Source organism: Brevibacillus formosus (assembly GCF_003013405.1).
Lineage (GTDB): Bacteria > Bacillota > Bacilli > Brevibacillales > Brevibacillaceae > Brevibacillus > Brevibacillus formosus.
In genome coordinates this window covers 1-24054 of the sequence record NZ_PXZL01000027.1, presented here as the reverse complement: position 1 = coordinate 24054, position 24054 = coordinate 1, and the positions used below count along the sequence as shown (strand labels likewise).

The following is a 24054-nucleotide window of genomic DNA, read 5'->3' as shown; positions in this document are numbered from 1 at the left end:
TCCCCATGTCAACGCTAAATACGAACATTCATATACTTAATTGTTGATATGTTCGGCAATTCAATATAGAAAAAAAAGCCGGAATTTCTCCGACTTTTCGTCCATTCCAACTATTAACCTGCTTGATTTCGAAAGCGATGATCCAGGTTAACGAATTTGTTGAATTCTTTCAAGAACGCCAACTCCACCGTTCCGGTTGGGCCGTTACGCTGTTTGGCGATAATGACTTCGATGACATTCTTGTTTTCTGTTTCCTTGTCATAGTAGTCATCACGATACAAGAAGGCAACGATATCGGCGTCCTGCTCAATCGACCCCGATTCACGGATATCCGACATCATCGGTCGCTTGTCCTGCCGTTGCTCTACACCACGGCTCAACTGCGACAAGGCGATAACCGGCACGTTCAGCTCACGCGCGATCCCTTTTAGCGTACGAGAGATCTCAGATACTTCCTGCTGACGGTTATCTCCTTTGCCTCGTCCATGAATCAGCTGAAGGTAATCGATCAGGATCAGACCCAAGCCCTTCTCTGTTTGAAGGCGACGGCATTTCGCCCGGATGTCCTGTACAGTAACCCCTGGTGAATCGTCGATGTAAATCGGCGCTTTTGCCAGCGTACCGATTGCCATCGTCAGCTTTTGCCAATCGTCTTCCTCCAGTGTACCCGAACGCATCCGGGACGCATCCAGATTGCCCTCCGCACATATCATACGCTGTACGAGCTGAGAAGCACCCATCTCTAATGAGAAGATAGCTACGGTCTCACCCGCACGAGCTGCTACGTTTTGCGCGAGATTCAAGGCAAAAGCCGTTTTCCCTACAGAAGGACGGGCTGCCAAGATAATCAGGTCACTGCGCTGCAAGCCTGCAGTCATCTTGTCCAAGTCCGTATATCCCGTAGAAATCCCTGTAATATCACCGCGTCGCTGACTCAAAAACTCAATCCGCTCGTACGTTTCCAGAAGGGCATCACGAATCGGTGTAAAACCGCCACTGTTGCGATTTTGACCGATCTCCATAATGTACTTCTCCGCATCTGCGATGATCTGCGTGACATCATCCTCACGGGAGTATCCGTCATTGGCAATCTTGGTAGCTGTATGAATCAATCGCCGAAGCAGCGATTTTTCTTCTACAATTTTTGCGTAGTATTCGATGTTGGCAGCCGTTGGAACTGAGCTGGCAATTTCCGTGAGATACGTAACCCCGCCGACTTCATCCAGCAGCTTGTGGTCCTGTAGATCCGCTGTAACCGTAACCAGATCGACAGGTTCGCCTTTTTCATACAGGTCCACCATCGTTTGAAAGATGCGCTGATGCGCTGTCTTGTAAAAATCCTCCGGGCGGAGAATCTCAATGGCCGTGATTAAAGCTTCCTTAGACAAGAACACGGCACCCAGTACCGATTGTTCCGCTTCCTTGTTCTGTGGCGGCACACGATCCAAAAACAGGTCGCTCACGTCACACCCCCCACAATTGAGACATTATTCTTCCACAACGTGTACTTTCAGAGTCACGGTAACTTCGTTGTGCAGTTTTACTTTGATTTGCGTCACGCCCAAAGCACGGATTGCATCCATTTCGAGCTTACGCTTGTCTACTTTGATTTTAAACTGATCTTCCAGCGCTTGCGCTACTTGTTTGCTGGAAATTGCACCGAACAGTCGTCCGCCTTCGCCTGCTTTTCCTGCTACTTTCACTGTCAGCTCTTCCAGCTTTTTGCCCAGCTCCTGAGCATCCAGCTTTTCTTGCTCCTTGCGCTTATCTTCGCTGCGCTTTTGAGCGTCGAGCGTTTTCACGTTGCTATCTGTCGCTTCTTTTACCAGCTTCTTTGGCAGCAAGAAGTTGCGTACATAGCCCTCTGACAAATCCTTGATTTCGCCTTTTTTCCCTTGGCCTTTTACATCTTGAAGAAAAATGACTTTCATCATCGTTTCCCCCTTTATATTTTGGCCTATACGACCGAGTCAATCGCTTCTTTTAAGCGACGTGTAGCTTCTTTAATTGATATGCCTTGAATTTGTGTGGCAGCACCAGTGAGGTGACCGCCTCCACCCAGAAGTTCCATGATGGACTGAACATTGATGTCGCCCAGTGAACGTCCGCTGATCAAGATCGTATCATCGGATCGCTCTGCAACAACAAACGACGCCTGGATACCTGACAAAGTAAGCAGCTGCTCAGCAGCTTGTGCCACCTGTACTTGCGTGTAATCCTCGGACGGGTCTCCTATGGCAATCGCCATGTTGTCGCGGTACGTTTCCGTGTTCATGATGATTTTTGCCCGCTTCACATACTGTCCCAGATCTTCTTTCAACAGACGCTGGACAGCCGCGGTATCGGCCCCGTTACGACGAAGGAAAGACGCCGCTTCAAAGGTCCGTGAACCTGTGCGGAAGGCAAAGCTTTTGGTATCCACGACAATCCCTGCTAACAGTGCCGTCGCAATCAGATTGTCAATGTTCAATCGCTCGCTCTGGTATTGCAAGAGCTCCGTGACGAGCTCGGCCGTCGAAGAAGCATATGGTTCCAGATACAAGAGTACTGGCTCAATGAACTCCTCCGAACGTCGATGGTGGTCGATCACCACAATTCGGCTCGTTTCAGTCAACAGCTTCGGCTCAATCACCAGCGATGGTCGATGCGTATCGACGACTACCAGCAATGTGCGACCAGAGATGAGTCGGATCGCCTGTTCTGGCGTAATAAAGGTCTCAGCCAACTCTTCATTGGCATAAATCTCCTTCATCAGACGCTCGACAGAATGATTGCCTTCGTCCATGACGATATAAGCCGTTTTGTTGTGCAGCTGCACAGCCTTCAATACACCAAGTGATGCCCCGATGGAATCCATGTCAGGCTGTTTATGCCCCATGACGATGACGTGCTCCGCCTCATGAATGAGATCACGCAAAGCATGTGCAATAACACGAGCCCGGACACGTGTCCGCTTTTCCACCGCATTTGATTTCCCACCATAGAAAGTGAGCTTGTTGCCAATCTTGACAGCGCACTGGTCGCCACCGCGCCCTAATGCGATATCCAAGCTGGATTGCGCCATTTGTCCAAGCTCAATGTAAGTGGTAGCGGCCGCTCCAACCCCAATACTAAGCGTAATCGGAATTTTGTTGTCAGCCGTCATCTCGCGTACTACATCGAGAATGTCAAATCGCGATTCTTCCAATTTATCAAGTGCTTCCCGTTCCATCAGAGCCAAAAACTTGTCGGCCGTGATTCGGCGAAGATATATGCCATGTTTGTTGGCCCACTCTGTAATCACACCAGCTACGCTTGTAGACAGCAGCGTACGGCTCTGATCATCCATGACTTGTCCAACCTCGTCCAAGTTGTCGAGGTGAATGATGGCAAGTGCAGCCTTTTCTCGATGGTAACGAGTCGTCAATTCTTTGAAGTCCGTAATGTCCTTAAAATACAAAAGGCGCTCATCGGACCGCACAATGACCTCGTATACCCGCTCGTTATAAGTAAACTCAAGCCGTTTTTGCTCCGGCTTCCAAACCAGTTGGGGGAATACCTCTTGGAGGCTTTTCCCGATCATGGTTTCATCCCCGGACATATGCGTCATATACGGGTTTACCCACTCAATTGCCTTTTCCTCGTTGTATAAAAGAATTCCGATCGGCAGTTCCTGGATAACGCCTTCTCCCGCCTTCTTCACACGATGGGTAACCGTCGCCAAGTACAGGCGCAAGTCTCGTTGGAACCCCTTTTCTGCTTGAAGAGCGTAAAGAACCAAGCCAATCAAGCAAATCATGCCGATTGCCCCGTACATCCAATGGAACAAGGTCAAAATCCCCAACAACAGCAAGCTAAAGCTGAGTGCCAGGACCATGTGCATCCCGTACCAACGCTTTAACAGGAACTTGGGCATTTCCTCAGCCCCTCTTCACTCTTGTTTCCAGTTTTTCACGCAAACGAATTCCTAGGTCAAATATCCCTACTAGACTAAGTATAGTACTTAGGGGTGGAAAAATAAATAGACAGACAATGAGCACAGGAGTCAATCTCTTCCAGCCGTACAAATAGGCAGCAAATAGACAAAAACTCAAGCCCTGCAAGGTAAAAACAGCATCCAGCATGACTTTCAGGTTCATCAGGGCGATTTCCCAGAACGTGCCCTGCATGCTTTCGGCAAACAGCAAAAGACTAATCATCGCAATAAAGTAGTAATAAAGCAATGATCGAGGGAAGCTCCATTCCCGAATTGGCTTCAATGCCGGAATCGGTCTGCGCAGACGTCGTCCAATCAGACTCGCCAATCCATGAATAATGGCGGTTGATAAAAAGCTGAACATGACAAGACTCGTAGGTAAGACAATTTTGCCCAGTTGAAGGAGCTGATCAAACTGCTCTTTTGGCACCATTGCTGGACGCATCTTAGCAACTTCTTGCATGATGGCATTAAAATCAACGTTCATTCCGAATGCCATGATCGCCAGCATCGAAACAACACTCAAAAAGGCAACGCCTGCCCCTGCCACGATCGCCGGAAGAGCCGCTCCTTTTTTCGTATAAAAAATCCCCATTACTGAACCCCAAACCGCACTTGAAAAAGCAAGTGTAGCCGCAAACGGACCAGTAATGATCCAGCCGATAAACGTGAAGGCAAGGGAGATCCACACCATGTTAGGTACTGTTCGATTTACTGCCAAAAGGATAAACGGCAGAGGTATCAAGAAACTGACGAGTCCTCCCAGTATGGTATATGTACTGAGAAACAGCAGCACCAGTGCGATACCCAGCATAAGGGCATTTTCAGCCAAGTGTTTCGTTTTGGACGGCATGTCAGCACCTCATTATTCATGTCTCATGTACACTCTCCATAGAAAACTATGGAAAAAAGAGGGCCACGCAATTGTGCCCCCCTTTTTATAGCTTTTGAAAATTATTCAGCCGTGTAAGGCAACAGTGCTACTTGACGAGCGCGTTTGATCGCGATAGTCAGTGCACGTTGATACTTCGCAGAAGTACCAGTTACACGACGTGGCAAGATTTTGCCGCGTTCGCTGATGAACTTTTTCAGCAAATCAACATCTTTATAATCGATGTGCTTGATTTTGTTCACTTTAAAGAAGCATACTTTACGACGCTTATTAGGACGTCCTTTGCGTGCCATGATAGTCCCTCCTTCGTAGGAATGTGAAAGTTATACGATCTTAGAACGGCAAGTCATCATCTGAAATGTTGATCGGCTTGCCTGCACTCGCGAAGGGATCACCAAACGGATCGTAGTCATTGTTTCTTTGACCGGATGGTTTGTTACCGCCACCCATGCCAGGACCTGGATCGTATCCTGAATTGTCTCCGCCAGCTTCATTGCCTCGACCGCCCAAAAATTGAACGTTCTCCGCAACGACTTCCGTCACATATACTCTTTTACCTTCTTTATTATCGTAGGAGCGTGTTTGCATACGTCCTTCAATAGCTGCTTGTCTACCTTTACGCAAGTAGCTTGCGCACAGATCGGCAAGTTTTTGCCAAGCGACAATATTAATGAAATCCGTTTCTCTCTCACCCGCTTGATTGGTGCGGGGACGATTCACGGCCACAGTAAAAGTAGCAACGGCAACGCCATTTGGCGTGTAGCGAAGTTCTGGATCTTTCGTCAGGTTGCCGATGAGAATGACTTTATTCATCTTGGTTCCCCCTCTGAACGCGACAATGATTACTTCTCATCACGAACAAACATAAAGCGGATTACGTCGTCATTGATTTTCATCAGACGCTCAGCTTCCGCAACAGCATCGGAGTTCGCTTTGAAGTTCATCAAAACGTAGTAACCTTCACGGAACTTGTTGATTTCGTACGCAAGACGACGTTTACCCATTTCTTGAAGCTTGGAGATTTCTCCACCATAGTTAGTTACAACTTCGCTGTAACGAGCTACATTGGATTTTACTTTCTCTTCTTCAAGGTCTGGACGCAATACATACATCACTTCGTATTGACGCATACCTTTTCACCTCCTTATGGACTTTGCGGCCCTAAACGGGCAAGGAGCGAGTGCTAAAAACGAAACGCACAATACATGCACTCCATAAATACTCGCATTATCGTATTATAGCAAAACGCCTATACCGAATCAAGAATTTCGTTCTAAACGTTGAAGCGGAAATGCATAACATCTCCATCTGCCACTACGTACTCTTTCCCTTCAAGACGGTACTTTCCGCGATCTCTCGCTGCTGCCACAGAACCAGCATCTACCAGATCATCGTACGCAATCACTTCCGCACGAATGAAGCCGCGCTCGAAATCGGTATGGATTACGCCTGCCGCTCCTGGAGCCTTTGTACCCTGACGGATGGTCCAAGCGCGTACTTCTTGTACACCAGCTGTGAAGTATGTTACCAATCCCAGCAGTTTGTAAGCAGCACGAATCAAGCGGTCGAGACCAGACTCAGAAAGTCCCAGCTCTTCCAAGAACATTTCTTTGTCTTCGCCCTCGAGCTCAGCGATTTCTGCTTCTACCTTCGCACTGATGACAACCACTTCTGCACCTTCACTCGCTGCATGCTGACGAACTGTCTGCACATGCGGGTTGTTGTCTGCATCGTTAATGCCGTCTTCCGCTACGTTGCACACGTACAGCATTGGCTTGATTGTCAGCAGATGCAAATCACGAATCCATTTGCGCTCTTCGTCATCGAGTTCTACACTGCGAGCAGATTGACCCTCTTCGAATGCTGCTTTCAATTTCTCCAGCACGTCCAGCTCTTGTTTGGATTCCTTGTCGCCGGATTTCACTTTGCGTGCAATGCGGTCAATACGACGATCAACAGAGTCCAGGTCAGCAAAAATCAGCTCCAGGTTGATTGTCTCGATATCGCTCAAAGGATCGACGCGACCTGCTACGTGAGTGATGTTCTCATCTTCAAAGCAACGGACTACATGGGCAATCGCGTCCACTTCACGGATGTGTCCAAGGAACTGGTTGCCAAGTCCTTCGCCTCTGCTCGCACCTTTTACCAAGCCTGCAATGTCTACGAATTCAAACGCAGTTGGAACTACCTTGTTTGGGACAACGATCTGTGTCAGCTTTTCCAGACGCGGATCTGGTACCTCTACGATCCCTACGTTCGGGTCAATCGTACAGAACGGGTAGTTAGCCGATTCCGCGCCCGCCTGTGTAATGGCATTAAACAATGTCGATTTTCCTACGTTAGGAAGACCTACAATCCCGCATGATGCACCCATCTATATACACCTCGTTCATTTAATATCCAACTCAAATAGTCTATCACATTCTGTCATTGCGTCCAATCAGCCATTAACTTGAAACAATGAATACGAATTAATATAGTAAACGTCAGGGTCGGATCAAATAAGTTATCACACGCTCTTCCGTCTTTACCCCGATCCAACATATCTCGATATCCCGAATCACCTGCTCCTTTGCTGGAGCCTTGTAGGACTCTAACAGATCGTAATTCTCTAATGACCAAATGCCTAGTTAAGCTTACTTCGCTTTAGTTTGAAGCTCTATGTACTTAGCAAGATTCCTCGTAATTGGTTAATCCATATAGGTTAAGCATACAAGTCCATTTGTTTGAGCATTTCCTTTTTTCATTATCATGAGCCGACAGATATAGGTAGTTAATACCTTTTTTGACAGCAAGTGGATTCCCGGTGTTGATACGAGGTATAATAAAGTTAAATGCACCTTTAACAGAGAGCGGAGGGCAACTAGATTGGACTAATTCTTCGTACCATGTTCAATGTGGAATCGAGCAGAGAAATGAGGAGGAGTAAAATGTTATCTAAAAAGATCAGGTTTTTTATTACTTTATCGCTTTTGCCAATAGTTTTCTTTAGTTTTTGGATTAATGATAGTTATGCCGTACAACAAAAAATATCTATTCATCTTAATGGTGAACAAAAGACTGGTTGGGATCCCCAATTCATTAATGGGCGTGTCTATGTACCAGTTAAGTTAATTGCGGAATCTTTAGGCTCTAAAGTAAGTTGGGATAACAACAAAAAGGCAGTTGATATTAACTCTGACATCAAAATGATTGCTTCTATTCCTGAAGAAGAAATTTACTTATATGCTTTAAATAAAAATAACAACATGTATAAGGATTTAATAGTAAGCATTAATGGGGTTAAAAAGGTTTTTAATTGGGAAACCATTACAAAGATTGAAGATTTACCCGAATTGCACTATTTAGATTTAAATAATGATCAAAAAAAAGAATTGGTTATTATTTTAAGTAAAGGCCATGGGACTGGTTTTTCTAACAAAACAATTCATATTGTAAATCCTGAAAACCTTACTGAGTATCATATAGAAAATCCATTAGATATCATCAAAAACAATGTCACAACAAAAATAATATCTGATACTGAAGTGGAAATAAAAATAGGTGAAACTATTTCAAATATAAAGTTAGAGGAAACCCCTATTAAATTGTCCAAACTTTTTCCTGAGAGCATTTCTGAAATTAGTTATGGAAATCTTGTTTATTACGAAATCTCAAATCATACAATAAAGGCCATTGTTGGTGTGGAAGGTGATTATTTGAAATATATAGGAAACATAATCATTGAATATGATTTTAAAGATGGCAAATTTAAAATGAAAAATATTTCATTTAAGAAAACAAGCGTGACGAACTAAGTAATATTTCGCAATCCCTTTTAATATTTACGAAGAATTGACAATATCGAAACAGTTATAAAATCTAACCAACTCGTATATGAAAAAGGGAGTGTCACCAGACTACTACAAAGTAGTATGGCGACACTCCCTTATAATTTTCTTCAATTAATAATTGAAAAACCAATGGTTCCCAAGTTGAAGGATATCTTTTGCTTTCGATGATTTAGGCTTATTAGGCAAGAAGTATAGCCGATTACCAATTGGATTATGCTGTTTAGCCATATTCGAAGCGATAGAAAGTGATTCCTTCCACGCTTGAGAACCTAAATCTGGTTCCCGAGCCCTTTTCGTTGTCATACCTTCAAATTGACTTTCAGCCAACAATACCTCTTCATAAGTTTCACCAAATCGGCCATCAGCTTTTCTATTTTTAGCTACATGTGCAACTCCTTGTTTGCCTACGTACTCTTCCCCTTCGGCCTCACTATAAATCATTCTTGCAAGCAAATCCACGCTATCTCTACCTTTAAATTCCGAAAGATCCCACTTATCCTTCCCTTTATTCGCTATTGGTTCTCCATACGTTGCCATAATTATGATTCTCCTTTTTGAGTTTACTTGATAAGCAACAGTTTTTGACCGGTCAATGTCGCCTTCACCTATCTAGGAAAAAAACAGTGGTAAAACGGAACAGCTTATACGAAAAAAATGCGAAAATTTTTCATCCCCTGATTTTCTCAATAAACTCCGCTGTAATCTCTTGAATCCCCTCCTCTTTCGGGAGCTTAAGAAAACCAGCTAGAGAGTCAATTTCCGATTGCATCTCTTCCAAAACTCTTAGTAATGCCTCATTATCACCCTCTTTTGCTTGCTCGACCGTTAAACTGAATGCGTAATTACATAATTGTGTAGTTTCTTTAGACTCCGATTTTTGCATTGATTTACGCCTCTTTCCCCCATTTGTAAACTTTCTCCGACCTCTTTTGCTGTGAAGCCTTCCAGTACAACCTTTCGAATTACGTATCTTTCCTTTTCACTAGAAAGTTGCTGTAACAGTTCCTCAACATAAAGACTATTGTCCTTATCAATCGTTCCTTGTTGCTTGCCAAAGTCGTCCATGATCAGGCACTCATTACTCAGCCGTTTTCTCTCTCGATAGTTCAGGTTCCAAGCAATCCGTCGCAGTATTTTTCTGCATTCCTCTCTCGTCAAATTCTCACCTACTTTCCTAGTTTGGAAGTTATCAAAAGGAGATCATACGTTCTGTTCTTAGAGCAAAAAAATAAACGTACCAGTTTTACACTGGCACGTATCTAATCTGAAAATGATCCCTTCTGTACACTGAATAGTCAGCGAGCCTCTTGTACTTTTTTATCAGGGCTTACCATGCATAAGCACTGACAATAATTTTACAGTTCGTCGTTCGAATTTTTGTCCTCCTTCTGTGTTTTTTCAACCTGCCTTCGTACGTCGTTAAATTCCTGCTGCCCAAGCGGTTTATTCTATTCTACCAAATATTTCAATTACATCTTCAAAAACGCCTTAAGTGTAAATTACTGTAAGATTATGTAATGTTACACGCTCTCTTATACTTCATATAATTGTTTCATAAAATAAAAAACCCTAAGGTGGTGGGACAAAAAAAGAAATGCTAGACTGAAAAAAACTTGTTCCTTGAAACATCTCCACATTTTCATAAATGAGGTGACTCCAAAAATGAAGCTCTTACTTCTCGGTGCCACTGGTCGCGTAGGAAGCCGTATCCTCGACTACGCATTAAAAGATGGGCATGAAATAACCGTTCTCGTTCGCTCGGCAGACAAGCTCCTTCATCTGACTGATGAAAATGTGCGTGTCCTGACCGGAAACGTCCTCGATCAAAAAGATGTTGCATCAGCCATGCGTGGAGTTGACGCGGTCATTAGCGCTCTCGGGACAGATAAAGCGACGACGTTATCTGAAGGAACTCCCTATATTATTGAAGCAATGAAACGTGAAGGCGTGTCACGCATTATTACGGTGGGCACCGCTGGCATCTTGCAAAGCAGAGTTTCTCCTGACCTGCTCCGCTATCAATCCAGTGAGTCCAGACAAAAATTGACGCGTGCTGCCGAGGAACATCACAAGGCATACTCGCTCTTGGAACAGTCCGAACTCGATTGGACCATTGTATGTCCGACCTATTTGCCTGATGGCGAGTATACAGGCACTTACCGGGTCGAGGCTCACCAGTTGCCTGTAGATGGGATGCAAATTTCCGTTCCCGATACGGCAGAGTTTACGTATCAGCAGCTTTCCAGTTCCGAATACATACAGGCGCGAGTCGGTATTGCCTATTGATACATACAAAAAAAACAGGCTCCTATCCGTAATGGAAGGGAGCCTGTTTTTCTATTGCTTCTTTACTTCTCGTTTACCAGCTTTTCCAGCTCATTCAATGTCTCTTCAAAGATTTCCATCGCTTGCTCGATTGGCTGGGACGTGGACATGTCCACACCTGCTGCTTTCAGCACCTCGATAGGCGGAGCAGAGTTACCCGCTTCGAGGAAGTTTTTGCGAACTCGATCCACAGCCGGCTGACCTTCATCCATGATTTGCTTCGCTAATGCTTGTGCAGCGGCAAAGCTCGTCGAGTATTGATAGACGTAGTATTTATAGTTGTAGAAATGGCTCACACGTGCCCATTCCATACCGATTTCCTCATCGGAAACCATGTCTTTTCCGTAGTACTTTTTGTTGATGTCGAGGTAAATCTTCTTGATCGCTTCCGCATTCAGAGATTCCCCAGCCTGCTCCTTCTCGTGAATCGCTCTCTCAAACTCCGCGAACTGCGTCTGACGGAACAGAGTGGAACGGAAGTTTTCCAGATAGTGATTCAAGAGATACATCTTCTCTTCTTTTGTCTTCGCCTTCGCGTACATGCTCTTGAACAGCAGAGTTTCATTCATGGTAGAAGCCACTTCTGCCGTGAAGATTGGATAGTTGGACGAAATGTACGGCTGGTTTTTGTTCGTGTAATAGGACTGCATGGCATGTCCCATCTCATGGGCGATCGTATACACATCATCGAGTGTACCTTGGTGGTTCAACAGGACGTATGGATGTGTATCATAAGCACCCCATTGGTAAGCACCCGTGCGCTTGTCATCGGTGGAATAGACATCTACCCAGCCGCCATCGAGGCCTTCAGACATTGCCTTCACATAGTCATCACCCATTACCTGTAATCCATCAACGACAATTTTCTTCCCTTCGTCGAAGGAAATATATTTGTCATCCGATGGAACGATCGGCACGTAAATGTCGTACATGTGCAATTCCTTCACGCCAAGCATTTTCTTTTTCAAAGCAATGTAGCGATGCAGCAATGGCAGATTGTCATTCACCGTGTCAATGAGCTCATCATACACCTTCGTCGGTACGTTGTTCGGCGTCAGGCTTGCTTCCAGCGCAGAATCGTAATTGCGTACCGCTGCGTAGAAATTATCGCCCTTTACTTTGGCAGCCAACGTCGATGCAAACGAGTCTTGGAAATCGATCAGAGCCCCATAATACGCCTTGAACGCTTCTCTGCGCACATTTTGATCTTTGCTTTCCATATAGGAAATGAAATTGGCACGAGTTAACTGTACTTCTTTGCCTTTCTCATCTTTGATTTTAGGGAACCTCACGTCTTTGGACAGCATGCTGTAAATATTAGTAGGCGCACCGCCCAACGGAGACGATTTTGCCAAGAGCTGCTCCATATCCGCAGAGAGTGCGTATGGTTTCGTTCTCAGCATGTCTTCGATAAACAGCTTGTAAGGCTCAAGCTCCTTTTTGGACAGCAAGCTCTTTATCTTGTCGTCGGGAATCGCAACGATTTCAGGCTGTACCCATGAGGTTTTTTCCGTGACAAGCGTGTACATTTTCTCAGCGCGGTCTCCCAGCTTTTGTAGATCAGGATTCGCGGAATTTACATCGAGAGACATGTTTGCGTACACGTATGCTTTGTCATTTAAGCGCATCAATTCAACATAGTCATCGAATGCAGCCTGCATCGCAGCAGAAGATGTACCCAGCTTACCTTGGTGCTTTGTGAAAGCGTTTGCCAAAGATTCAACCTTAGCAACATCCTTTTCCCAATCCTTAACGGTCGGATAAATATGATCCAGCTTCCACTTGTACGCATCTGGAATCTCAGCGCGAGTTTGATAAGAAGGCTTCTCAGCAGCAAAAGCTACTGCCTGCGTGCTGTAAGGAATGAATGGTACGGATACTGTCGACAATGCAATGGCCAAAGCCGTAACTGATGCAAATACTTGCTTCTTCAAATCTCAATCGCCCCTTTTCTTCTATCTATTTTTGCCAAAATTATAAGTGTGTAATTATATTTTCACCTGCCAAATTCCTTCTTACTAATAAAAATTTTTAAAATATTCAATAATAACCGTCGATTTATCCAGAGAAAATCCCCTTTTGTGGATAAGTCTGTGGATAAGTATTTGCTAACAACTTTTCATTCCCCACAGCGTTTGCGGACACTCTCTTTTTCCGCAAAAAGTTGTCCACATTTTCTGTGGATATGCTGTGAATAACTTATTTTCCTTGGAACTGGGGCATCCGCCTATACCTCGTCGTGGGTTCCTACATAGCATGAGTATTGAAACTACGGTAGGAGGTGTTAGCAAGTGGGTATCTTTAACGGCTTCGACGATTTCGCGCTGATCTTGGTTTTGTTCATCCTTCTCGTTATCGTAGGTTGCGACTGCGACTAACCTACTCCGCTGCCATCCAGCCTATCTGAAGGTAAGCTTGCATCCTCAGCAGCCTTACCTTCTCCAATTCCACATAGATCATAGCCAAGGCAATGCGTCCTAGGGATAATGATCAGTCATAACCTCAGTACCAACACCGGGAGATACATTTGATCGTGCAAAAGGAAAAAAAGGATGCAGCCAATATAGGCGCATCCTTTTTTTTACCCACATCCTATTTCGACCCAGTCTGAAAAGTTATCCACTGCGCTTGATTTACATTACCTGCTGTGTCCTTTACCAGACCCGCAATGAGACTTACCTGATATCTCGAATGTGGCTGCCATTTTCCTTTTGGCTTCACAGACAACATCCGCTTGCTTTTGTTCCATGTAATTGTATGTGGAACAATAGTCCCTTTTTCATCTGTCACACGAACTAATGACCCGGCCGTTTTGCTGGAGAGCACTCCACCACCAACCAGAGCAATCTCTTCTGCAAACTGGAGTGTCACTTTATCCTGGAGCTTTACATTTTTAGCCCCGTGACCGGGCAACATGACTGCTTGTGGAGCGATATTATCCACAGGTTTTTTCGTTTGAAACGTGCTGGTCAGCTCAGGATTCAAATTGCCTCGCTGATCCTTCACTTTATTTGCCAACAAGCTAACTCGATAGGATGCCCCTGCTTCCAGATTGCCTACCGGATCAATCGTCATGCTTCGATCTGTTTTGTTCCATTTCGCCGTAAAACGGACCTTCTTTTTTTTCGCATCCGTGAGCGAAATGATCGAGAGACCAGACTTGTCGGTGAGCTCTTGCCCATTTTTTAACGAAACCGGCCCCGAAAACGTCAGAGTAATGATTTGATCCGGGTCTATTTCCGCCGATTTGTCAGCCGGGGATATTCTCACTCCCCAGTCGTTTGCCGACTTTGCCCACACTCCCTGTGATGGAAGTAGGAAAAGCGCAAGCACTACTACCCATTGCAACCATTGAACACTCATCTTTTTCATCGAACCCCTCCCGTCTAAAACGACAAAGCCGCTCCCTGAAGCATATAAGCGCATCGCCTCATCGTTTACAGGCATTGTAGAAAAAGACAGATGGGTTGATCAAAGAAATATGGTCTATGCTTGCGGTTCTTCCTCCGCGCGAATCAGTATCTTTTTCAGCTTACGTTCAAATTCTAGTCGTCCAATCATCACACTATGATCGCAACCCGTACATTTGATTCGCACATCCATACCCATGCGTATGACCTTCCACGCATTCGTGCCACATGGATGTGGCTTTTTCATTTGTACGACATCCCCCAGTCCAAATTGCTTGCGCTCCATTTCTCTTTCTCCTCTCTACACTGTTCCCTTTCCAGACACCGCGACGATTTTTGGATACGGAATTTGAATGCCTCGGTTGGTTAATTCCGTTCTGATCTTCGCACGCAAATTTCGATTGACTCCGTGATGTGTGTTCGGCTTGCACTCAGCCGTAACTCGGATGATGACTTCGGAAGGTCCCAGTGCATGTACCCCCAAAATCTGTGGCTCAGCTACGATATCCGTCAATTCTGTTTGAGCCGATGCCAATACTTCTTTGAGCACAGACTCCACTTGGTTTAGATCCTCTTCATACGCTACAGATACGTCGACAACGGCTAATGTATTTTGCAAAGAAAAGTTGGTCACTTGATTAATCGTGCCGTTTGGAAAGATGTGTACCTCCCCCGTCCAGCTTCGCACCTTTGTAATGCGCAGACCAATCTCCTGTACCGTGCCTGTCAAATTGTTGATCGTTACGACGTCTCCGACGGCAAATTGGTCCTCAAAAATAATGAAGAATCCCGTAATGATATCACGCACGAGACTTTGCGCTCCGAAACCGACTGCCAGTCCCAGTACCCCTGCGCTTACCAAAACAGGGCGCAAATCAATGCCCAGCAGCTGCAAGATCATGAGAATCGCCAAAAAGTAAATGCTGTACTGAACGATATTATTGACGAGCACTCGCATCGTGTCCACTCGGCGCTGATCCATTTGAATCTTGCTACCGTGGCGGTGCTGGAACACTTTATTTACGCCTGATTGCACAACGGAAACGACGATTCGCGATAACAGGATGATCGCTGCGATTTTCAGTACAGCCATCCCTATATTTACCCACATATCTGCATCTGTCACATACGCATATACTTGGGCATACATTCTTTCAAAAAAACCAGCTTGATTCATTCCTCCCGCTCCTTCTGCTCCCCTTTTTCGTCGACCTCGCTATACTGGCCAAAAAACTGACGGAAGTATCCTCGTATTACCACTTGTTGTTCCATCATGATCGCTTTCGCTCGTGAGTAATCCGACAGTGGGAACTCAATGGAAAGGGCACAGCCTGCCGTTATTTCTTTTGGCGTAGGTCTTGTATCGATCTCAATATCTTCGTACTCCAGCAGCATTTCTGCCCGCAAAGCTTGCTGCGTGGAATCAAACGCGATCAGCACCGTCTCTCCTCCCATTTCACTCCCCCTTATCTCTTTCACGTAAACTGCCATAGGCTCCTCTTATTTTACCTGTTCGCTTTCGTGCTTGCCAGCCTCGCTGAGTTTTCAAAACCTACGTAACTTTCCCATTAGCAGGTATAAAAATGTCATATCGGTACGATACTGTGAATACTTTTATATAACCTTTTACAGGTTGGTTTAAGCCAAGTCGGCAAGAGTGGGGGTTTCCATGAGTACATCCGATAATCGCAAGGATTATTCTTTGCCACCTTTTAAAGTGGAATACCGCAGTGAAAACGCAGACGAGCATCTCGCCGGTCACCTTGCCCAGCGCTTTCGCTTAAATCGGTTCGATGACGACCTTGTCATTGTATGTATTGGGACAGACCGTTCTACTGGGGATGCTCTAGGCCCATTAGTAGGAACCAAGCTCATCGCACAGTCACCTCGTTTTTTGCAAGTGTACGGAACGCTTGAGGACCCTGTACACGCTATGAATCTTAAAGAAAAATTAGAGCTCATCCAAGTGAATCATCCAACAGCTACACTCATTGCAGTCGATGCCTGTTTAGGTCAATTTAGCCACGTTGGAAACATCAATGTGATGAACGGTCCACTAAAACCAGGGGCTGGTGTAAAAAAAGAGCTGCCTCCTGTTGGTTCCTTCCACATTACCGGGATTGTCAACGTAGGAGGCTTCATGGAGTATTTTGTCCTTCAAAATACCCGTCTCTCCATCGTCATGAACATGGCAGATATCATAGCTTCCGGACTGGCAAAAGCCGTAACACTGGCTTCTACGCCGAGTCGATTCGATAGTGTCTTATATGATTGACCGTTTCTTTCTGCAAAAGGTTCCATCCCTCTTTGGAAAACTTTCTTTTTGATCTGTTCTCTCCCTCACCGGATGACAGGTCTATTTTTTTTACACATAAATCGTCAGGCACTTTTCGATCACTTGAGCATTGAGCAGCGTTGGCGCTACGCTTTCTCCATCCGCATGAACAGGCAGCTGTCCTGCTGCTTGTATCGTTACCTGCTTGCCCCTATAAAAACGGACACCCGGATGATGACGATGAGCTCCTGTGAATATTTTCGGAAAAGCAGCTAACAATCCGAGTCGACGCACACCACTTACTATGCAAATGTCCGCAATGCCATCGTCTGGTATTGCATCGGGACAAATCAGCATTCCGCCTCCGTAATTCGGAATATTGGCAGCGACGACTAGCCAGACAGCCTCTAAACCAACCTCATGACCATCAACGTTTATTACGATGTCACGTGGCTGATACGTACATACGACGCGAATCACCGATATAATGTAGGCGAGTGCTCCTAGCTTGTACCGATTCAGCCAAGCTTTGTACACAGCTTGATCCGTTATCTTTGCTACCTGTGCATCGAATCCGGCCCCGATTGAATTCACTGCTACTTTTCCATTCATTAAAATCAGATCGATTCGCTTTTCCCCTTTTTCCGACAAAATTCGCTCTAATGCCTGTAACGGTTTCATCGGAATTCCATGTCCGCGAGCGAAATCATTCCCGGAACCAGCCGGTACCAATCCAAATCGACACTCTTGATTCGATTCGTATATCCCGTTTATCACGCCTCGGACCGTTCCATCCCCTCCGACAGCAATGATTTTTTTTACTCCCTCTTTTTGTATCAGCTCTTTTGATAATTTTTCGGCCTCCCCCTCTCCTGATGTCAGCCTGACATGAAAAGGCGCTCCTAGACGTCGTAGCGTCGGCTCAATTTTCCTCCACACTTTCAACCCTGTGCCATTGCCCGAAACAGGATTGACGATTACACCCAACATAGTAAATTCTCTCCCCAACATGCTGTCGTGCTGTACTGTCCCGTCCCACTTATCCAGCCTTGCTCGCAAATCAAGTTTTTGTCTCATATTATCGCATGCTATTTTTATCGATGATAGTTGATTTTCAAAATAAAAGACTCCTCCCGAAGGAAGAGCCTCTGTCTACCTATGAAAACAGCTTTGAAATCCAATCGATAAAGGGAACTCCTACTGCTGCGATCACTAATGCTGGCATCATGTTGGCTACCCTTATCTGTTTGATCTCCAAAACGTTTAAGCCAATGGCAATAATCATCAAGCCACCTACCGCTGTTACTTCTACCAGGATCGCATCCAGCATCGTTTCGCTCACCACACTGTAAATACTCGTAGATAATAACGCAATCATGCCTTGATATAAAAACACGGGCACTGCTGAAAAGATGACACCGATTCCTAGCGTTGATGCGAAAATGATCGCGGAGAATCCGTCTAGCATTGCTTTCATAAACAGTACTTCGTGGTTGTTACGCAAACCACTGTCCAATGAACCTAGTACAGCCATGGCTCCAATACAGTACACCAGCGTCCCTGTGATAAAACCAGTGGCGATACTGCCTTGGCTCCCCCCAACTTTCCTCTCTAGCCAGTGCCCCAGATTGTTTAAGCCTTTTTCAATCCCAATCCATTCACCTAGTACTGTTCCTACCACAATACTGATAATCACGAGTAAAAAATTATCCGAACCCAGGCACATTTTAATGCCCAATACGAATACGGCCAGAGCAATTCCTTGCATGATGGTTTGTCGCATCGACTCCGGAATTCGCTTCAACATTCTGCCTAACAATGCCCCTAAGATGATTGCTCCGGCGTTGACCAGTGTTCCCAGCAAGATCACTTGCGCTGTCCCCCTACAGATGCCTTACCCTTACACAAACGCTGCTGCTATTTCCCGAACAGCGTTATGAAGTGCTTCTACATCTTTCTCTGAGTTGAAAATTCCAAAGCTGGCTCGAACCGCTCCACGTTGTTCGGTACCGGCAGTCTGGTGACCAAGTGGCGTACAATGAAAACCCGATCTAGTCGCAATCCCATATTGTTGATCCAGAATAAACGACACCTCTGCTGCATCCACCTCTCCAATATTAAAAGCAACCACGCCTACACGTTCGATCTCAATCCCCGGTCCGTAGACATGCACACCCTCTATCTGCTGCAATCCAAGGATTGCTTGTTTCGCCAATTCCCATTCGTGTTGACGGATGTTGTCCACACCTTTTTCCATGACAAAATCAACGCCTGCTTGCAGCCCTGCCAACCCAACCGTATTGAGTGTCCCGCTTTCGTATCGGTCTGGACGAGTTGTCGGTTGATCGATCGCTTCAGACTGACTGCCTGTCCCCCCATGAATCAAGGGCTCGAGATCAATATCACTTCTCACGTACAAACCACCTGTACCTTGTGGCCCATACAGCCCTTTGTGCCCAGGAAAAGCAAGCATATCAATCTTCATTGCCTCTACATCGATAGGCAAAACACCAGCAGACTGAGAAGCATCCACCAAAAACGTAATTCCGTACTCTTTTGCCAGTTTCCCCAGTTCGGCTACAGGCAGGATGACACCTGTCAAATTGGAAGCATGACTCACAACGATTAACCGCGTCGCGGGCGTAATTGCCTTGGCAAAATCCTCTACATAGAATTGATGGTCTTCTCTCGGCTCGACAAAAGTTGCTTCTACTTGGTTGTTTTTGCGCATGTACTCGATGGGACGTCTTACCGAATTATGCTCCACTGAAGATGAAATAACATGATCGCCTGCTTGTAAGAATCCTTTTATCGCCTGATTAAGCGCTTGAGTGGCATTGAGGTAAAAAAAGAGGTTATTCGGGTTTTGAATCCCAAACAACCGCGAAACTTGCACCCGTGTCCGAAACACAGCTTTACTCGCTTTCATCGCCAGTGCATGTCCACCTCGGCCAGGATTTGCAGCAAAATCCTCGATGACCTCCGCCATCATTTCTTTGACTGCTGGCGGCTTGGGCCATGTAGAAGCTGCGTTATCCAAATAGATGATCGCCATGACTACCTCCTGGACTTACTTCTCTATATTCAGCATATCGATGATTCGCTCCAAGTCTTCCTGTGAATAGAAGTCAATCTCGATCTTGCCGCGCTTCGATCCTTTTTTAATCTTGACCGATGTTCCAAAACGACTGCGTAGCCGTTCCTCCATCTCGATCAATACTGGCTCGTTTTTCGCTGGCTTTTTCTTTTTTGTTTCACGTGAAACATTGAGCTGCTTCACAAGCTCTTCCAGCTGACGAACACTCAATCCTTTTTCCACCACGTCGTTTGCAAGCTGTTGTTGTACTTTCTTATCCGTTACCCCAAGCAAAGCACGCGAATGACCCATGGATAGTTCGGCTGCCGAGACCATTTTTCGGATCTTCTCTGGCAGTTGCAGCAAACGCAGCATGTTGGCTACATGCGGTCGACTCTTCCCTATCTTTTGTGCAAGCTGTTCTTGCGTATAATCATGGTGAGAAATCAGCTTGTCATACGCCTCTGCCTCTTCCAGTGGATTCAGATTTTCCCGCTGCAAGTTCTCAATCAGGGCAATCTCCATTAATTGCTGATCGGTGTACGCTTTTACTACTACCGGAACCTCTTTTAACCCCGCTACCTTTGCAGCACGCAATCGTCTTTCTCCAGCCACCAGCTCGTAGCCTTTGATGCTTTTCCGAACAATTAGCGGTTGGATGATTCCATGCTCTTTGATCGATTGCGCCAGTTCCTCAATAGCTGATTGCTCGAATTCTTTCCGGGGCTGATAAGGGTTAGGACGAATCTCATTGACGGAAACCTCTTTTACCTGTTCCCCTTCTTCGATGAGATTGGAAGTAATAAGCGCATTCAGCCCTTTTCCCAATCCTCTACTCATACCCCTACCACTTCCTTCGCCAAATCAGTATAGACTTCCGCTCCTCGTGAGCGTGGATCGTACGTAATGATGGCTTGTCCGTGTGACGGTGCTTCACTCAAGCGTACATTTCGAGGAATAATTGTCTTGTATACTTTGTCCTGAAAATACTTCTTCACTTCTTCGATCACTTGCAGACCAAGATTCGTACGTGCATCCAGCATCGTCAACACGACACCTTCGATGGCAAGCTGTGAATTTAAGTGTTTTTGGACCAAACGAATGGTGTTCAACAGTTGGCTTAATCCCTCTAGCGCATAGTATTCACACTGGATTGGAATTAAGACAGAATCAGATGCTGTCAAAGAATTAACGGTCAAAATCCCTAAGGATGGCGGGCAATCGATGATGACGTAATCATACTTGTCCTTGACTACTTCCAGCGCCTTTTTCAGACGAACCTCACGAGAAATCGTAGGAACCAGCTCGATTTCCGCACCTGCCAATTGAATGGTGGCAGGAATGATCATTAATCCTTCAATTTCAGTTGGCAAAGTCGCATCGACGGGGTTGATATCATTGATCAGGACATCATAAATGCAGTACTTAACATCTGCCTTATTCACCCCGATCCCACTGGTTGCATTTCCTTGCGGATCAATATCAACCAGCAGAACCTTTTTCCCCAATGCGGCCAAACAAGCACTTAGATTGACGGACGTAGTCGTTTTCCCGACGCCGCCTTTCTGGTTCGCAACCGCAATGATTTTTCCCAACTTCTCCACCTCTTTTTTGTCGTGTAGGAAAGCTTGTGGCTTGACCAGTACACTCTCCAGTACGTCTTTCAAAGTCATCTTCTGTATCCTCATCTAGTTAGTCATTCGAGTCTATTTACGATTTGCTCGTATTCCTTCGTTCGTTGCCATCCAGTAACTTTTACATGGCCTGTACATGATAAGACGAAAAAAGTCTCTGCAAGGTTATCCTCATTGATTAACGAGTAAAGCTGCAAGTATGCACAGGTTGGTACTCTCCATGTTATCAGATTTGCAGCTTGGTCGTACGCTGTTTTTTTTAGATAATGAGACAAAAAAGCCTGATTTTTGTCCCGAAAATAGAGATTTTCCTAGCTTTTTCATGAAAAATGCCTATTTCTGGAAATTAAACAGTACAGAAAGCCTCATTTCCAATAAATCACCAGCATTTGCCCAAAAAGAAAGGCGACCTTGTCGCCTTTTTTGTCACCATCTACTTTTATTTCCCTGCTTCCTTGTTTTTCGGAATACGAATGGTGAATTGATAGAATTCATCATGGTCTTCTTCCGCTGTCTCTACAGGTAGGCCCGTCTGGATCACCATATCGATTGATTGCCGAACGGTATTAATCGCAATCCGCGTATCTCTTGAAAATGCTTTCCAACGAGGCTTCGCATCTTTTTCCGATTTAGGGTTCTCAGCCAATTCTAGAAGCTGCTTTACGCGCACTTCTGTCTGTTTCACATTCCATTCCCGCTCCAAAATCTCCAGCAGGACTTTATTTTGTAATTCTGGATCTTTTAACGGAATCAGAGCCCTTGCATGCCGCTCTGTTACTTGTCTGGACAACAATGCATCTTGAATTTCTTGCGGTAAATGGAGCAAGCGCAGTTTGTTTGCGATTGTCGATTGTCCTTTACCCAAACGTTGAGCAAGACTCTCTTGTGTCAGATTGTGCAAATCAATCAGCTTTTGATATGCGACTGCCTCTTCAATAGCTGTCAAACCTTCTCGTTGCAAATTCTCAATCAATGCGATAGAGGCTGTTTGCGAGTCATTAAACTCTTTGACAATCGCAGGAATCCTCTCCATGCCCAATTTTCTAGTTGCGCGCAAACGTCGTTCCCCAGCAATCAATTCATAACGACCATCGCGAACTCGCACGACAATCGGTTGAATGAGCCCGTGAGTTCGTATCGTTTGACACAACTCATCAATTTTCTCGTCATCAAATACAGTACGAGGTTGATATGGATTCGGTACAATCTCCTCAACTGGTATTTGTTTGATTTCTTCGTTATCTGTCTTGTCCGTCAAGCCAAAAATCCGAGAAAATGAATCTTTAACTGCCATAGAAAAATCCCCCACTTCTACCCGTTCCATCCGTGCTATTTTAAAGTCTTTGAAGAGGTGTTCAAAAAGTCATTTTTGATCACGAAGTAACCCTGAAATATTGCGTTACAACGAAAGTAGCGTTCACCTTTGAAATCCCGGTCCTCATGTAGCTCTCCTACATTCCGCTCCTCTTTCTTCAGCTTCTCGCCGCATTCTTGGTACGGAAAAACAACTTTTTGAATACGTCCTTGAAACTGAAAAAGGTCCTGTCCAATCAACGACAGAATCTTCCTAAAAACATTTTGTATCCCCCGCCCATCCATTGTCCGGATATGACAGATTGGATATGTTCTTTGATTGTTGCTGCTAAGGAAAAATGGCATATTGGCGTCGTAAGTGAGTCCAGTCCTACTCTTTTTACATAGGTCCTCCTCTTACATCGTTAGAGACAGCATGCATCTACTTTTAAAAAAGCTTCAGAAGCCCTATAGTACATACTGCTTAACGGACTCTTCTTGCCCATCCGGTCGGTTTGTAAAATTGCCTTTGACCTAATCTTTTTCCCTACACGCTTTCTACAGGTTCATTTATATATATGTAATTCTGCAAGATTCGTCCAATTCCTGCTAACGAAAAACGTTTCACGTGAAACATCGATCGTGATCTTCGTGATAAAAATCGTGATCATCACAGTGCTTTAGCCTCTCATCACTTTCAATGCTCTCATCAGTAGGATGTGAAATCTTGGTGACAGAAAACAAGCGAGGAAAAAGTCTATGAAAGTCTAACGTCAGGTACGAAAAAACCGCGGCAACGATCGCAGCGACATACATCCCTGCACTGAACATTAGACCAATGGCTGTAGCAACCCACATACCTGCTGCCGTCGTCAAGCCTTTCACGTTACCATTGAATTTAATCATAGCTCCGGCTCTCAAAAATTCCATGCCCGTCACGACTTGAGCAGCTATCCTCCCCGGATCATGATTTACGCCGATCGAAGAAAAACCACAGTCGAAAAAGAAAAGAACCAAAGCAAGCGAGACTATATGTACGAAAACCACCACCTCCTAACCTGCTCACATCCTTTATAAATCTATCTCACTCCCATCCCTTTATGGCACCTGCTAGAAAGGCAAGAAAGAGCAGAAGCAATATAGTCGGGAGTTCTGGCAGAAAAAAGGAGGAAAGTACCAAGGAGCTAGTACTATGTATATACCGAGTTGTAGACTCTATGATCCGAGAAGCAAACCCGAGAGACTACTTCACTTTAACTTTCCATATAAAAAAAGGCCGCAGCACGTGGTGGTCAAGACCCCATTTCGTAGACATTTAGAAAGACCCCGGCCGTCAGGCCGCAAACTGACGCCTAAATTCA

At 45.2% G+C, this 24054-nt stretch carries 27 protein-coding genes; 4 read left to right on the top strand and 23 right to left on the bottom strand.

Annotated features, from left to right (window positions below; translation table 11 throughout):
• Positions 1-113: 113 nt before the first annotated feature.
• From dnaB to ychF, 8 genes are all read right to left on the bottom strand, one after another.
• Positions 114-1463 carry a replicative DNA helicase gene (dnaB, locus tag C7R91_RS21675; RefSeq protein WP_047070269.1) on the bottom strand — a complete coding sequence of 450 codons (1350 nt, stop codon included), beginning with the start codon at positions 1461-1463 and terminating at the stop codon, positions 114-116.
• A 24-nt stretch (positions 1464-1487) separates the two neighbouring features.
• Positions 1488-1931 carry a 50S ribosomal protein L9 gene (gene rplI, locus C7R91_RS21670; protein ID WP_047070270.1) on the bottom strand — a complete coding sequence of 148 codons (444 nt, stop codon included), beginning with the start codon at positions 1929-1931 and terminating at the stop codon, positions 1488-1490.
• Positions 1932-1957: 26 nt separating this feature from the next.
• Positions 1958-3895 (bottom strand): DHH family phosphoesterase, encoded by a 1938-nt coding sequence (locus C7R91_RS21665; protein WP_047070271.1) that lies wholly within the window; start codon positions 3893-3895, stop codon positions 1958-1960.
• Positions 3896-3899: 4 nt separating this feature from the next.
• Entirely contained in the window at positions 3900-4808 is a 909-nt protein-coding gene (locus C7R91_RS21660; RefSeq protein ID WP_047070272.1) for a DUF2232 domain-containing protein, read from the bottom strand.
• A 101-nt stretch (positions 4809-4909) separates the two neighbouring features.
• A complete protein-coding gene (rpsR, locus tag C7R91_RS21655; protein WP_005831740.1) occupies positions 4910-5140 on the bottom strand; it encodes a 30S ribosomal protein S18 in 231 nt (76 codons plus the stop codon).
• Positions 5141-5180: 40 nt separating this feature from the next.
• Positions 5181-5660 (bottom strand): single-stranded DNA-binding protein, encoded by a 480-nt coding sequence (locus tag C7R91_RS21650; protein WP_047070273.1) that lies wholly within the window; start codon positions 5658-5660, stop codon positions 5181-5183.
• 29 nt (positions 5661-5689) lie between these two features.
• Positions 5690-5977 carry a 30S ribosomal protein S6 gene (gene rpsF, locus C7R91_RS21645; protein WP_047070274.1) on the bottom strand — a complete coding sequence of 96 codons (288 nt, stop codon included), beginning with the start codon at positions 5975-5977 and terminating at the stop codon, positions 5690-5692.
• A gap of 143 nt (positions 5978-6120) precedes the next feature.
• Positions 6121-7221: a redox-regulated ATPase YchF gene (gene ychF / locus C7R91_RS21640; protein ID WP_047070275.1), complete on the bottom strand. Its 1101-nt coding sequence runs from the start codon at positions 7219-7221 to the stop codon at positions 6121-6123.
• Between the two features lie 556 nt (positions 7222-7777).
• Between ychF and C7R91_RS21635 the strand changes: the two genes are divergently transcribed.
• Positions 7778-8644 (top strand): stalk domain-containing protein, encoded by an 867-nt coding sequence (locus C7R91_RS21635; RefSeq protein ID WP_047070276.1) that lies wholly within the window; start codon positions 7778-7780, stop codon positions 8642-8644.
• A 147-nt stretch (positions 8645-8791) separates the two neighbouring features.
• On the opposite strand, the gene C7R91_RS21630 is transcribed toward C7R91_RS21635, so the two are convergent.
• The 3 genes from C7R91_RS21630 to C7R91_RS29985 form a co-directional block, all read right to left on the bottom strand.
• Complete coding sequence (locus C7R91_RS21630) at positions 8792-9217, bottom strand: cell wall hydrolase (RefSeq protein WP_047070277.1); 426 nt, start codon at positions 9215-9217, stop codon at positions 8792-8794.
• Positions 9218-9347: 130 nt separating this feature from the next.
• Positions 9348-9563, bottom strand: coding sequence for a hypothetical protein (locus tag C7R91_RS29450; RefSeq protein ID WP_047070278.1), 216 nt, complete (start codon positions 9561-9563; stop codon positions 9348-9350).
• The gene (locus tag C7R91_RS29985; RefSeq protein WP_106786219.1) at positions 9506-9745 is read right to left on the bottom strand and encodes a sigma factor-like helix-turn-helix DNA-binding protein; all 240 of its coding nucleotides are present in this window, start codon (positions 9743-9745) and stop codon (positions 9506-9508) included. Before C7R91_RS29985 ends, C7R91_RS29450 begins: the two co-directional genes overlap by 58 nt.
• A gap of 597 nt (positions 9746-10342) precedes the next feature.
• On the opposite strand from C7R91_RS29985, the gene C7R91_RS21620 reads away from it, so the two are divergent.
• Entirely contained in the window at positions 10343-10966 is a 624-nt protein-coding gene (locus C7R91_RS21620) for an NAD(P)-dependent oxidoreductase (RefSeq protein WP_047070279.1), read from the top strand.
• A 62-nt stretch (positions 10967-11028) separates the two neighbouring features.
• Here the strand turns inward: C7R91_RS21620 and pepF are convergent, their stop codons facing one another.
• Positions 11029-12939 carry an oligoendopeptidase F gene (gene pepF, locus C7R91_RS21615; protein ID WP_047070280.1) on the bottom strand — a complete coding sequence of 637 codons (1911 nt, stop codon included), beginning with the start codon at positions 12937-12939 and terminating at the stop codon, positions 11029-11031.
• Positions 12940-13296: 357 nt separating this feature from the next.
• On the opposite strand from pepF, the gene C7R91_RS21610 reads away from it, so the two are divergent.
• A complete protein-coding gene (locus C7R91_RS21610) occupies positions 13297-13383 on the top strand; it encodes a YjcZ family sporulation protein (RefSeq protein ID WP_017246824.1) in 87 nt (28 codons plus the stop codon).
• Between the two features lie 214 nt (positions 13384-13597).
• Here C7R91_RS21610 and C7R91_RS21605 read toward each other — a convergent pair whose 3' ends face one another.
• The 4 genes from C7R91_RS21605 to C7R91_RS21590 form a co-directional block, all read right to left on the bottom strand.
• Positions 13598-14377, bottom strand: a complete 780-nt coding sequence (locus C7R91_RS21605; RefSeq protein WP_047070281.1) for an Ig-like domain-containing domain — start codon at positions 14375-14377, stop codon at positions 13598-13600.
• 114 nt (positions 14378-14491) lie between these two features.
• On the bottom strand, positions 14492-14701 hold the full coding sequence (locus C7R91_RS21600; protein WP_007720174.1) for a DUF951 domain-containing protein: 210 nt from the start codon (positions 14699-14701) through the stop codon (positions 14492-14494).
• A 15-nt stretch (positions 14702-14716) separates the two neighbouring features.
• Complete coding sequence (locus C7R91_RS21595) at positions 14717-15592, bottom strand: mechanosensitive ion channel family protein (protein WP_047070282.1); 876 nt, start codon at positions 15590-15592, stop codon at positions 14717-14719.
• The gene (locus C7R91_RS21590) at positions 15589-15870 is read right to left on the bottom strand and encodes a putative Se/S carrier protein (RefSeq protein WP_047070283.1); all 282 of its coding nucleotides are present in this window, start codon (positions 15868-15870) and stop codon (positions 15589-15591) included. Before C7R91_RS21590 ends, C7R91_RS21595 begins: the two co-directional genes overlap by 4 nt.
• 214 nt (positions 15871-16084) lie before the next feature.
• On the opposite strand from C7R91_RS21590, the gene yyaC reads away from it, so the two are divergent.
• A complete protein-coding gene (yyaC, locus tag C7R91_RS21585) occupies positions 16085-16690 on the top strand; it encodes a spore protease YyaC (RefSeq protein ID WP_047070284.1) in 606 nt (201 codons plus the stop codon).
• Positions 16691-16780: 90 nt separating this feature from the next.
• On the opposite strand, the gene C7R91_RS21580 is transcribed toward yyaC, so the two are convergent.
• From C7R91_RS21580 to C7R91_RS21545, 7 genes are all read right to left on the bottom strand, one after another.
• On the bottom strand, positions 16781-17680 hold the full coding sequence (locus tag C7R91_RS21580; RefSeq protein WP_047070285.1) for a diacylglycerol/lipid kinase family protein: 900 nt from the start codon (positions 17678-17680) through the stop codon (positions 16781-16783).
• Between the two features lie 166 nt (positions 17681-17846).
• Positions 17847-18560: a DUF554 domain-containing protein gene (locus C7R91_RS21575; protein WP_047070286.1), complete on the bottom strand. Its 714-nt coding sequence runs from the start codon at positions 18558-18560 to the stop codon at positions 17847-17849.
• A gap of 30 nt (positions 18561-18590) precedes the next feature.
• Positions 18591-19745: an aminotransferase class V-fold PLP-dependent enzyme gene (locus tag C7R91_RS21570; RefSeq protein ID WP_047070287.1), complete on the bottom strand. Its 1155-nt coding sequence runs from the start codon at positions 19743-19745 to the stop codon at positions 18591-18593.
• 15 nt (positions 19746-19760) lie between these two features.
• A complete protein-coding gene (locus C7R91_RS21565; protein ID WP_047070288.1) occupies positions 19761-20606 on the bottom strand; it encodes a ParB/RepB/Spo0J family partition protein in 846 nt (281 codons plus the stop codon).
• Positions 20603-21361: a ParA family protein gene (locus C7R91_RS21560; RefSeq protein WP_015894094.1), complete on the bottom strand. Its 759-nt coding sequence runs from the start codon at positions 21359-21361 to the stop codon at positions 20603-20605. Before C7R91_RS21560 ends, C7R91_RS21565 begins: the two co-directional genes overlap by 4 nt.
• 478 nt (positions 21362-21839) lie before the next feature.
• Positions 21840-22694: a nucleoid occlusion protein gene (noc, locus tag C7R91_RS21555; protein ID WP_047070289.1), complete on the bottom strand. Its 855-nt coding sequence runs from the start codon at positions 22692-22694 to the stop codon at positions 21840-21842.
• A 623-nt stretch (positions 22695-23317) separates the two neighbouring features.
• Positions 23318-23743, bottom strand: a complete 426-nt coding sequence (locus C7R91_RS21545) for an MgtC/SapB family protein (protein ID WP_236697871.1) — start codon at positions 23741-23743, stop codon at positions 23318-23320.
• Between the last annotated feature and the right edge of the window lie 311 nt (positions 23744-24054).

Bases quoted from the DNA above. Each gene is read 5' to 3' on its own strand.
- rplI (WP_047070270.1), bottom strand. From the start codon at position 1,931: ATGAAAGTCATTTTTCTTCAAGATGTAAAAGGCCAAGGGAAAAAAGGC.
- C7R91_RS21665 (WP_047070271.1), bottom strand. From the start codon at position 3,895: ATGCCCAAGTTCCTGTTAAAGCGTTGGTACGGGATGCACATGGTCCTG.
- C7R91_RS21660 (WP_047070272.1), bottom strand. From the start codon at position 4,808: ATGCCGTCCAAAACGAAACACTTGGCTGAAAATGCCCTTATGCTGGGT.
- rpsR (WP_005831740.1), bottom strand. From the start codon at position 5,140: ATGGCACGCAAAGGACGTCCTAATAAGCGTCGTAAAGTATGCTTCTTT.
- C7R91_RS21650 (WP_047070273.1), bottom strand. From the start codon at position 5,660: ATGAATAAAGTCATTCTCATCGGCAACCTGACGAAAGATCCAGAACTT.
- rpsF (WP_047070274.1), bottom strand. From the start codon at position 5,977: ATGCGTCAATACGAAGTGATGTATGTATTGCGTCCAGACCTTGAAGAA.
- ychF (WP_047070275.1), bottom strand. From the start codon at position 7,221: ATGGGTGCATCATGCGGGATTGTAGGTCTTCCTAACGTAGGAAAATCG.
- C7R91_RS21635 (WP_047070276.1), top strand. From the start codon at position 7,778: ATGTTATCTAAAAAGATCAGGTTTTTTATTACTTTATCGCTTTTGCCA.
- C7R91_RS21630 (WP_047070277.1), bottom strand. From the start codon at position 9,217: ATGGCAACGTATGGAGAACCAATAGCGAATAAAGGGAAGGATAAGTGG.
- C7R91_RS29450 (WP_047070278.1), bottom strand. From the start codon at position 9,563: ATGCAAAAATCGGAGTCTAAAGAAACTACACAATTATGTAATTACGCA.
- C7R91_RS29985 (WP_106786219.1), bottom strand. From the start codon at position 9,745: ATGGACGACTTTGGCAAGCAACAAGGAACGATTGATAAGGACAATAGT.
- C7R91_RS21620 (WP_047070279.1), top strand. From the start codon at position 10,343: ATGAAGCTCTTACTTCTCGGTGCCACTGGTCGCGTAGGAAGCCGTATC.
- C7R91_RS21605 (WP_047070281.1), bottom strand. From the start codon at position 14,377: ATGAAAAAGATGAGTGTTCAATGGTTGCAATGGGTAGTAGTGCTTGCG.
- C7R91_RS21600 (WP_007720174.1), bottom strand. From the start codon at position 14,701: ATGGAGCGCAAGCAATTTGGACTGGGGGATGTCGTACAAATGAAAAAG.
- C7R91_RS21595 (WP_047070282.1), bottom strand. From the start codon at position 15,592: ATGAATCAAGCTGGTTTTTTTGAAAGAATGTATGCCCAAGTATATGCG.
- C7R91_RS21590 (WP_047070283.1), bottom strand. From the start codon at position 15,870: ATGGGAGGAGAGACGGTGCTGATCGCGTTTGATTCCACGCAGCAAGCT.
- yyaC (WP_047070284.1), top strand. From the start codon at position 16,085: ATGAGTACATCCGATAATCGCAAGGATTATTCTTTGCCACCTTTTAAA.
- C7R91_RS21580 (WP_047070285.1), bottom strand. From the start codon at position 17,680: ATGTTGGGTGTAATCGTCAATCCTGTTTCGGGCAATGGCACAGGGTTG.
- C7R91_RS21570 (WP_047070287.1), bottom strand. From the start codon at position 19,745: ATGGCGATCATCTATTTGGATAACGCAGCTTCTACATGGCCCAAGCCG.
- C7R91_RS21565 (WP_047070288.1), bottom strand. From the start codon at position 20,606: ATGAGTAGAGGATTGGGAAAAGGGCTGAATGCGCTTATTACTTCCAAT.
- noc (WP_047070289.1), bottom strand. From the start codon at position 22,694: ATGGCAGTTAAAGATTCATTTTCTCGGATTTTTGGCTTGACGGACAAG.